The organism is Streptomyces rhizosphaerihabitans, assembly GCF_025399795.1.
Taxonomy (GTDB): Bacteria; Actinomycetota; Actinomycetes; order Streptomycetales; family Streptomycetaceae; genus Streptomyces; species Streptomyces rhizosphaerihabitans.
Window position 1 is genome coordinate 1 of the sequence record NZ_JAODTZ010000107.1, and the last position, 10294, is coordinate 10294.

The following is a 10294-nucleotide window of genomic DNA, read 5'->3' on the forward strand; positions in this document are numbered from 1 at the left end:
CACTGCCGCTGTCGCAACGCACCTACACCTGCACCACGTGCAAAACCGTGTCCCCCAGGGACAAGAACTCCGCCCGCGTGATGCTTGTCCGGGCCGGTCTCGACCCGGCTGGCGTTGAGGGTGTAAGACCTCCTGGAGCGCTGCTCCAGGAGGCGGCCTGAGCCAGGAATCCCCTCCCTTCAGGGAGGGGAGGTTTCAATTCGACATGATGAAGTCCAGGGCGACGCCGGAAGCGGTCGTCCAGTAGGTGACGAGCTGACCGTCGTCCGCGTAGAGCGTGCTGACGGGCATGGGGACGTCGATTGCCTTGCCCGCGATGCTGCCGGGTGTGCTGCCCTGGAGGGTGAGGGTGATGCTCTTCGCCTCGTACTCGTCCCTGGCGCCGCCGGCGACGAGCAGAGCGGCGTATGCCTCCTGGCCCGGAGCGAGGGTGACGGGTACCCCCGGGGTCGGGTCGCTGTCCTTGATCACGGGCGTGTTCCGGGTGCCGTCACCGAGCCGCACGAGCGGGTAGCGGTAGAGGTTGCACTTCTTGGTGCCGGCGTTCTGGACGGTGAGGACGAGGTGCCTGGCGTCCCGCTCCTTCACCGCCGACACCCCGAGCTCCGTCTGGGAGCACGCGGCGATCGTCTCCTTGCCGCCACCGCCGGTGCTGCCACCACTGCCCGCGGTGCCACCACTGCCGCCCGTGCCACTGCTGCTCGTGCCGCTCGTGCCGCCCGTGCTGCCGGCGCTGCTCGTGCGCCCACCGCTGCTCGTGCTGCCACCGCTCCCCGCGCTGCTGCCACTGCTCCCGGCGCTGCTGGCACCGCTCCCGGCCCCATCGCCGCCGCCCGTGTTGCCCGAAGCACCGCCCGGCTTCGCCGAAGCCGTCGCACTCGGCTGGGCCGAGGACTTGGAGCTGTCCGAACCTTCGGCCGCGCCCGGATCGCACGCCGTGGTCGCGAGCAGCGCCGCGGCCGCCGCGGCCCCGAGGGCATAGGACTTCCAGCCCCTAGGGCTCTTGTGGTTCCTGCGGGCAGGCGTGTTCATGGTGTCCCCGTTTCCTTTTCCGATCCGTATGGAGGTCGCACGCGCCGACGGCCGGGCACCCACCCTGGGAATCCGCCCTGGGCATCCGCCCGTCCTGAGTGCATGAGGACATGGGTGTCCCCCGTGGACGGGCGGGCCGGGGTGTCGGCGCTGCCGAGCGGACGACGTGCTCAGCCGGTGCGACAGCCACAGCATGGGATTCCTCGCGGGCCTGGGACAACAGCCGCCCGCCAACCTGGGACGATGGAACCATCCCACCCCAGATGACCTGCGGAAACGCGGAAGCCTGGGATGCCGTGCCGGGATGCGAGGACCCCCCGGCCGCCCCTCACCCGCGCAGGTCCACCCGTACCGTCAGCAGCCCCGTCCCGATCAGCCGTACCGCCGCGCTGTTGCCCCGGGGCAGGGTGCGCAGCCGGGCCACCGGGTCGTCGTCCGGGAGGAGGTGCGCCGTGCCCTCGTGCCAGCGGCCGCGGAGCCGCACCCGCACCCTCGGGTCCGCCTGGATGTTGCGTATGTACTGCGACCGTTCCCCGAACTCCGAGACCAGCCAGAAGGCGTCACCGACGCGGCGGCCGCCGAGCGGGGTGCGCCGGGGCAGGCCGGAGACACGGCCGGTGGTCTCCAGGAGCGTCTGGAACGGCATCCGGCGCGCGAACGGGTTGGCGAGGTACCGCTGGAAGGCGGTCGTGGTGCGGAACCTGAGGTCGGTGAGGCGGGCCATGGTCGGTGGGGCTCCTGTCCGGGCTGGTTTGTGGCACAAGGGAGTTGTTTCAATGGTCCCCGATGTCGCGCGACAGGAGCAGGTGGCTGCGGATGCGGGTTGTGACCTGGAACCTCTGGTGGCGGTTCGGGCCCTGGGAAGAGCGGCAGAAAGCCGTCCTGGCCGTGCTGCGCGAGCTGCGGCCCGACGTCGTCGGGTTGCAGGAGGTCTGGGAGTGCGGCGGCCAGAACCTCGCCGGGTGGCTCGCGGACGAGCTCGGAATGCACTGGACCTGGGCGGCCTCCGATGCCTCGGACCGCTGGCAGCGGCGGATCGGGGACACCACGGTCGACATCGGCAACGCCGTGCTGAGCCGCTGGCCGGTGGTGGCGCAGGAGGTGCTGCGGCTGCCCGCACCCGAAGAGCTGTACGACGGACGGCTCGCCCTTCACGCCCGCCTGGCCACGCCCACCCACGAGGTGCCCTTCTTCACCACCCACCTCACCTCGGCCGTCCACGCCTCGGGCGTACGCCGCGAACAGGTCACCGCCCTCGCGGAGTTCGTCGCCGCGCACCGGAGCGGAACCGACTTCCCCCCGGTCGTCACGGGCGACTTCAACGCCTGGCCGGACTCCGACGAGATCCGCCTGTTCGGGGGATACAAGACGTCCCCCGCGGTTCCCGGACAGGTCTTCCTCGACGCCTGGGAGTACGCCGACCCGATGGCACCCTGGGCCACCTGGGACCCGGCGAACGCCCATGTCGGCCCGCACAGCCCCGCCGCGCGCATCGACTACGTCCACGTCGGCCCGCCCGGCCCCGGCGGCCTCGGGCACGTCCGGTCCGTACGGCGGGCGGGGGACGGGCCGGTCGGCGGGGTGTGGCCCTCGGACCACGCGGCCGTCGTGGCCGACCTGTCCCTCCCTCCGGGCGGTCAGGACACGACCTGAGGTCCTTCAGCGCGATCACCGTCGTCTACACGCACACCCCAGGGCTGGGAGTGACCGTCGTTTACTACTTCCGCGATCCACTGGTCGTGGACTGACAGGCACGGATACGGCTCACGGGCGTCGGCTCCGTCACGCCCCCAGGAAGACCGGATTCGTGAACGCCGCCAGAGCCCCCGGCACCGGCCCCGCCGCCGTCTCGTGGCGCAGTTCCGCGCGGACGTACGCCGCGTAGGACGCCGTCGTACGCCACTCCACCGTGCCGGAGCCCGCGACCGGCAGCGGGTCGCTGGTGAACAGCGTGCCCTGGTCGGTGACGAAACGGACCGTGCAGCGCGGGGCGCCGGAGGCCTCCAGGCGGACGGTGACCGGGGTGTCCGGAGCGACCCTCAACCGCTCCCCGATGCCCGCGTGTTCGCCTTTGGCGCCGGACACCGAGAAGGAGAGGGAGACCAGCTTCGACTCCGCGATGTAGGAGCGGCCCGCGCGGAGGCCCTCCTGGATGGCCTCGCGGGTCAGGTCGTCGGCGAGGACGACCGTCTGCGGGCTGCCGACCGGGTCGGGGTCGCGGTGCGCGTCGCTGTTGCCCATGGCCGGGAGCCAGTCATGTCCCCCGCGCACGGAGGCGACCAGCATGTTGTCCCAGTCGGCGAGGGCGATCTCGTCGTCCGGGGTGTACGGGCCGTTCCACACCTCGACCGCGTCCGCCTCGCCGAAGCCGAACTTCCAGCCGCAGCCGACGCAGGTGGCGTGCGGATGGGCCGGCACCACGAGGCCGCCGGCGCCGCGGATACGGCGCGCGAACCGGCCGAACCGGTTGTCGCGGGCCCGGTAGCGCCAGTCGACGAAGGTGCCGGGCTCCGTGCCGAGCGCCAGCACGTGCCCGTTGCGCGTGGTGACCTCCTCGCCGAGCATGATCAGCAGATCGTCCCCCGCCTGGTCCGCCCAGTGCGGGTGCGAGGAATGCGTGTTGTGGTCCGAGGAGTTGATGAAATCCAGGCCCGCCGCCCGCGCCAGCGCCGCGATCTCCGCGGGGGTACGGCGGCCGTCCGAGTACCAGGAGTGCAGATGGCAGTCGCCGCGGTACCAGGCACGGCCGCGGCCCTTGGCGCGCGAGGGCGGGTACACCGGCTCCGGGGCCGCGGCCCCCTTGCCGTACGTCAGCGTGATGGTGACCTCGTACGCCAGTCCCTGCGGCGCCACCGTGTACGGGCCGAGCGCGATGTGCCAGGTGCCGGGGCGGACCGGGCCGGGGATGTACCCGGGTGTCGCGTCGTCGGAGCGGATGAAGAACTCCGTGCGCGCGCCGCCCGACCAGCCACGGAAGCCCCGGCCGCCCAGTTCCGTGCCGTGCTCGTCGAAGACGCCGATGTCCAGGGCGTTGCCCGCGGTGCCGGCCGGGACCGACGGCCTCTCGTAGGTGTAGGAGACCTTGATCTCCGCGACCCCGGCCGGTACCTCGACCGGGAGATACACGAAGTCGGGGGAGCCGGTGGGGAGGGTGCCGCGCACCGTCCTCGTCTCCTGGTCGTCCGCCGCTTCCGCGTGCGCACCGCTGGGGAAGGTCACGCTTCCCAACGTAAGCGCGGCCGCCGCTCCCGTCACGAACAGCGCGCGTCTGCCTATGCCGTGGTCGTCCTCACACATACTGCTGCTCCCCAGGATGTCGGGCGTGACAGTGACATGAGTGATGCGAAGTGTCACTTACCACTGTGGGAGCAGGTTGTGAACAGAGGTGCACGCCCGGGGAATCGGCGGCTTTCGGGCAGACCGACAGATGCCACGCGGTCCGAATGGGGCAGGCCCGCCGATACCTGATCACCTCGACCGTATGCTCGAAGGATGACGACCTCCGCTACGGGCGCGACTCCCGGATCCGGGCCGACGGCGAATTCCATGCGGCGTGCGCTCAGGCGCGCGCGGGACGGTGTCGCACTGGACGTGACCGAGGCGGCGGTGCTGCTCCAGGCCCGCGGCACGGACCTCGACGATCTGACCGCCTCCGCCGCGCGGGTGCGGGACGCGGGCCTGGAGGCGGCCGGCCGCCCCGGTGTCATCACGTACTCCAAGAGCGTCTTCGTCCCGCTGACCCGGCTGTGCCGCGACAAGTGCCACTACTGCACCTTCGTCACCGTCCCCGGCAAGCTGCGCCGGGCCGGCCACGGGATGTTCATGTCCCCGGACGAGGTCCTCGACATCGCCCGCCGGGGCGCCGAACTCGGCTGCAAGGAAGCACTGATCACCCTCGGCGACAAGCCGGAGGACCGCTGGCCCGAGGCCCGCGAGTGGCTGGACGCGCACGGCTACGACGACACGATCGCGTACGTACGGGCCATCTCGATCCGCATCCTGGAGGAGACGGGTCTGCTGCCGCACCTCAACCCGGGTGTCATGTCGTGGACCGACTTCCAGCGGCTGAAGCCCGTCGCCCCGTCGATGGGCATGATGCTGGAGACGACCGCGACCCGGCTGTGGTCCGAGCCCGGGGGCCCGCACCACGGCTCCCCGGACAAGGAGCCCGCCGTACGGCTGCGGGTCCTGGAGGACGCGGGCCGCTCCTCCGTCCCCTTCACCAGCGGGCTGCTGATCGGCATCGGCGAGACGTACGAGGAGCGCGCGGACTCGCTGTTCGCGCTGCGCCGCGTCTCCCGGGCCTATCACGGCATCCAGGAACTGATCATCCAGAACTTCCGGGCCAAGCCGGACACCGCGATGCGCGGGATGCCGGACGCGGAACTGGACGAGCTGATCGCCACCGTGGCAGTGGCCCGGCACATCATGGGGCCTGCCGCCTGCCTCCAGGCGCCGCCCAACCTGGTCGACAGCGAGTACGGCCGGCTCATCGGCGCCGGCATCGACGACTGGGGCGGGGTCTCGCCGCTGACCATCGACCACGTCAACCCCGAGCGCCCCTGGCCGCAGATCGAGCTGCTGCGCGAGCAGTCGGCCGAGGCGGGCTTCGAACTCCGTGAACGCCTCTGTGTCTACCCGGAGTTCGTGCAGCGCGGCGAACCCTGGCTGGACCCCCGCCTGCTGCCGCACGTACGGGCCCTGGCGGACCCGGAGACGGGCCTCGCGCTCCCGGACGCGGTCGTGGAGGGCCACCCCTGGCAGGAGCCCGAGGAGGCCTTCACGTCCTCCGGGCGCACCGACCTGCACCACACCATCGACACCGAGGGCCGCACCGGCGACCGCCGCGACGACTTCGACGCGGTGTACGGCGACTGGGAGGCCCTGCGGGAGGCCGCTGCCCCCGGCATGGTGCCGTCCAGGATCGACACGGACGTACGGGCCGCGCTGGCGACCGCGGCCGACGACCCGACGAAGCTGACCGACGACGAGGCCCTCGCGCTGCTGCACGCCGACGGTCCCGCCCTTGACGCCCTGTGCCGGATCGCCGACGACGTCCGCAGGGCGGCGGTCGGCGACGACGTCACGTACATCGTCACCCGCAACATCAACTTCACCAACGTCTGTTACACCGGCTGCCGCTTCTGCGCCTTCGCCCAGCGCCGCACCGACGCCGACGCCTACACCCTCTCCCTGGACCAGGTCGCGGACCGCGCCGCCCAGGCCTGGGACCTCGGCGCGGTCGAGGTGTGCATGCAGGGCGGCATCCACCCGGACCTGCCCGGCACGGCGTACTTCGACATCGCGAAGGCGGTCAAGGAACGCGTTCCCGGCATGCACGTCCACGCCTTCTCCCCGATGGAGGTGGTGAACGGAGCCACCCGCACCGGCCTGTCCATCCGCGAATGGCTGACGGCGGCCAAGGAAGCGGGCCTGGACACCATTCCCGGCACCGCCGCGGAGATCCTGGACGACGAGGTGCGCTGGGTCCTGACGAAGGGCAAACTGCCCGCAGCGACCTGGATCGAGGTGGTCACCACGGCCCACGAACTCGGCATCCGCTCCTCCTCCACCATGATGTACGGCCATGTCGACCAGCCCCGCCACTGGCTCGGCCACTTCCGCACGCTCTCCCGCATCCAGCAGCAGACGGGCGGCTTCACGGAGTTCGTGACCCTCCCCTTCATCCACACCAATGCCCCCGTCTACCTGGCCGGCATCGCCCGACCCGGCCCGACGACCCGCGACAACCGCGCGGTCATGGCGATGGCCCGCCTCCTGCTGCACCCGCACATCCCCAACATCCAGACCAGCTGGGTCAAGCTTGGCACCGAGGGCGCGGCGGAGATGCTCCGCTCCGGCGCCAACGACCTCGGCGGCACTCTGATGGAAGAGACCATCTCCCGTATGGCGGGCTCCAGTTACGGCTCCTACAAGTCGGTCAAGGACCTCATCGCGGTGGCCGAGGCGGCGGGCCGCCCGGCCAGGCCCCGCACGACGGTGTACGGCGAGGTCCCGGAGGAGCGGCAACGGACGGCGGCGGCCTCGGACGGGCACCTGCCGGAGCTGCTGCCGGTGCTGGAGTGAGGGGAAACCTGTTCTGATCTCCCCACGGCCCGCCGGAACCCAGGTTCCGGCGGGCCGTCCGGCTCCGGGCGGGCCCGTGTCCCGCCGGACGATCTGGGTCAGACTGGAGGGGCCGGTCCCGGGCGGGCCGGCGGTGTACGCGGTGTACCGGGGGAGAGGAAGGGCCATGGCTCGGGGGCGACCGTCGATGCAGGAGCTGATCGAGGGGCGGCGACGGCACGGGTTCGTCGGGCGCGGGGCCGAACGGGCCACGTTCCGCGCCAACTTCGAGCTGCCTCCCGAGGACGAACGGCACCGCTTCCTGTTCCACGTCCACGGCAACGCCGGTGTCGGCAAGACGTTCCTCGTCCGCGAGATGGAACAACTGGCACGTGAGCGCGGCGCGTTGACGGCCTACGTCGACGAGAGCGTCGGCAGTCTGCCCGAGGTCATGGCGGCGATGAGCCGTCAGTTCGCCGGGCAGGGATACCGGTTCAAGGAGCTGGACCGTCTGCTGGCGGCGTACCACGAGCGGCGGCACGAGGCGGAGGCCGCCGTCCTCACCCCGCAGGAGCCCGAGCGGAGCGGCCCCTCGGCGGGCAGCCTGACAGTGGCGCGGGCCGGCCTGGTGGGGCTGGGGATGGTGCCCGGGGTCGGCGCTCTCGCCGGAGCCCTGGACCCCGCCCAACTGGCCCAGGGCGCAGACAGGTTGCGAGCAGGACTCAGCGCACGCCTGCGCAACCAGGAGGACGTGCAACTGGTCCTGTCGCCGCAGGGCGTGCTCACCCCGGTCCTCGTCGGGGAGCTCCGCGAGGCGGCGTCCGCCGTACCGTGGACCGTCCTGTTCTTCGACACGTACGAGCGGACCGGACCGTTCCTCGACCCGTGGCTCCACGCGGTGATGACGACCCTCGAGCACGGCAGGCTGCCCGGCACGGTCATCGTGGTCACGGCCGGGCAGCGCCCCTTCGACACCTTCCGCTGGGGCGGTTTCACCGACTTCGTCACCGACCTGCCCCTCGGGCCGTTCACGGAGACCGAGGCGCGAGGGCTCCTCGCGGACAAGGGGGTCGTGTCGGAGCCCGTGGTCGAGGAGGTACTGCGCCTCACGGGCGGACTGCCCCTGCTGGTCTCGACCCTGGCCGAGCAGCGCCCGGCGGACCCCGAAGACGTCGGTGACCCCTCGGCCACGGCCGTCGAACGCTTCCTGAAGTGGGAACCGGACCCGGTCCGCCGGGCGGTGGCCCTCGCGTGCGCCCTTCCCCGGCGCCTCGACCTGGATGTGTTCCGGGCTGCCGTGGACTGCGCCGACGAGGACGCCGACGCCCTGTTCGGCTGGCTGCGCGGGCTGCCGTTCGTGGACGGCCGCGGCGACCGGGTCCGGTATCACGACCTGGTCCGTGAGCCGATGCTCCGGTTGCAGCGGCGCCACTCGCCACGCGGCTGGACCGAACGGCACGAGAGGCTCGCGGAGGTCTTCGCCCGCTGGCGTGCCGAGGCGGGGAACGGCCTGATCGCTCCCGACCAGGTGTGGAGGCACGAGCCGTGGCGGCTGCTGTTGCTGGAGGAGTCGTACCACCGGCTGTGCGCCCGGCCGCTCGCCGCGCTGGGTGACGCCCTGCGCGACATGGTCGAGGCCTGCCGCGTCGATCACGTCGTCGGGCGCGGCTGGGCCAGGTTGCTCCAGGAGGCCGGAGACGCGGCGGGCGACCCGGTCCTGCGCGACCTGGGCCGGGGACTGACCGAGGCCCTCGCGGACGACGAGGACGGGGTGGCCAGGGCGATGGATCTGCTGCTGGCCCGCCCCGCACTGCACGGCCCCGGGCGGGCCCTGGCGCACGGGGTGCGGGCCAGGGAACTGCGCAACGACGGGGAGTACGAGCGGGCCCTGGCCGAGTACGACCGGGCGATCGAGATCGATCCGGACGAGGCGCGCGTGCACCACGGCCGTGGCTTCACCCACCAGCTGCTCGGTGACTACCCGGCGGCGCTGGCCGCTTTCGACCGGGCGGACGAACTGCGGCCCGACACGGGGTGGATCATCGCGGAGCGTGCGGAGACACACCGTATGGCGGGAAGCTTCGAGGAAGCGATCGCGGACTTCGACCGGGCCGTCGCCCTCGACCCCACGAACGCCGACGCGCTGGCCTCCCGGGCGGCGTGCCGGCACGCCCTCGACCAGTTCGAGGCGGCCGGCGCCGACTTCGACCGGGCGCTGAGCATCGACGGGGCCGACCTGTGGACACTCGTCCGCAGGGCCCGGCTGCGCCGTGACACGGACGAGTGGGACAAGGCGTTCGCCGACCTGGACCGGGCGGCCCGCCTCGAGCCCGACTCCGCCTGGGTCGCCTCGGAACGGGGCGACGCCTACCGGCTCGCGGGCCGCTTCGAGGAGGCCGTCGCCGAACTCGGCCGGGCCATCGACCTCAGACCCGACTACGCCTCGGCCCTGGCGGGCCGCGGGGTGTCCCACCACGAGCTGGGCCACAGCGCGCAGGCGCTGGCCGACCTCGACCGTGCCGTCGCGTTGGAGCCGGACTACTCCTGGGCCCTGGTGATGCGGTCGCGGGTGAGGCGGCGGCTGGAGGACGGACCCGGCGTGTACGAGGACCTGCGGCGCGCGCTCGCGGCGAGTCCGGACGCCGACTGGATCGAGATCGAGCTGGGCAACGCCCACCGGCTCGACGACAGACACCAGGAGGCGATCTCCGTCTTCCGGCAGGTACTGGAACGGGAGCCCGACAACGCCTCGGCGCTCGGCTGCCTGGGGGCGGCCTACCGCGATCTCAAGGCCCACGCGGAGGCGCTGGGCTGGCTGGACCGGGCCCTGGCCGCCGACCCGGACTACGCCTACGCGTACGACCAGCGAGCGCGCGTCTTCCTGGCGACCGGGCGGACCGAGCGGGCCCTGGCCGACTGGGAACGCCGGATCGCCCTGGGCGGGGACGTGGACGCGGCACGCTACGAAGTCGTGGACACGCTGATCCACTGCGGCCGACGGGACGAGGCGATGGCCCGGCTGGCCGAGGCGGACCCGGCGCCGAGCCCGGACGACGCGCTCGTCCTGGACCGCGACTACTTGCGCGTCGAGGCCTTCCGGTACACCGGCCAGTGGGAGCGGGCCCGTCACCTCGCCGAGCGGCTTCGCGCGGCGGACGCGGCACCGGGCACGTTCCAGCTGGCGATGACCGAACTA

The 10294-nt window shown here is 72.2% G+C and carries 6 protein-coding genes and 1 pseudogene; 4 read left to right on the forward strand and 3 right to left on the reverse strand.

Annotation, left to right across the window (positions count from 1 at the left end):
- A pseudogene (locus tag N4G66_RS44275) lies at positions 1-161 on the forward strand (RNA-guided endonuclease TnpB family protein); the annotation flags it as partial.
- Between the two features lie 34 nt (positions 162-195).
- Here the strand turns inward: N4G66_RS44275 and N4G66_RS44280 are convergent.
- On the reverse strand, positions 196-1032 hold the full coding sequence (locus tag N4G66_RS44280; RefSeq protein WP_261709999.1) for a DUF4232 domain-containing protein: 837 nt from the start codon (positions 1030-1032) through the stop codon (positions 196-198).
- 328 nt (positions 1033-1360) lie between these two features.
- On the reverse strand, positions 1361-1756 hold the full coding sequence (locus N4G66_RS44285) for a nitroreductase family deazaflavin-dependent oxidoreductase (protein ID WP_261710000.1): 396 nt from the start codon (positions 1754-1756) through the stop codon (positions 1361-1363).
- A 92-nt stretch (positions 1757-1848) separates the two neighbouring features.
- On the opposite strand from N4G66_RS44285, the gene N4G66_RS44290 reads away from it, so the two are divergent.
- Complete coding sequence (locus N4G66_RS44290) at positions 1849-2685, forward strand: endonuclease/exonuclease/phosphatase family protein (protein WP_261710001.1); 837 nt, start codon at positions 1849-1851, stop codon at positions 2683-2685.
- A 129-nt stretch (positions 2686-2814) separates the two neighbouring features.
- On the opposite strand, the gene N4G66_RS44295 is transcribed toward N4G66_RS44290, so the two are convergent.
- Positions 2815-4329: a CehA/McbA family metallohydrolase gene (locus N4G66_RS44295; RefSeq protein WP_261710002.1), complete on the reverse strand. Its 1515-nt coding sequence runs from the start codon at positions 4327-4329 to the stop codon at positions 2815-2817.
- A gap of 195 nt (positions 4330-4524) precedes the next feature.
- On the opposite strand from N4G66_RS44295, the gene N4G66_RS44300 reads away from it, so the two are divergent.
- Both N4G66_RS44300 and N4G66_RS44305 read left to right on the forward strand, forming a co-directional pair.
- Positions 4525-7119, forward strand: a complete 2595-nt coding sequence (locus N4G66_RS44300; RefSeq protein WP_261710003.1) for a bifunctional FO biosynthesis protein CofGH — start codon at positions 4525-4527, stop codon at positions 7117-7119.
- Positions 7120-7285: 166 nt separating this feature from the next.
- Positions 7286-10294 (forward strand): tetratricopeptide repeat protein (locus tag N4G66_RS44305; protein WP_261710004.1); only part of this gene is annotated, 3009 nt, incomplete at its 3' end.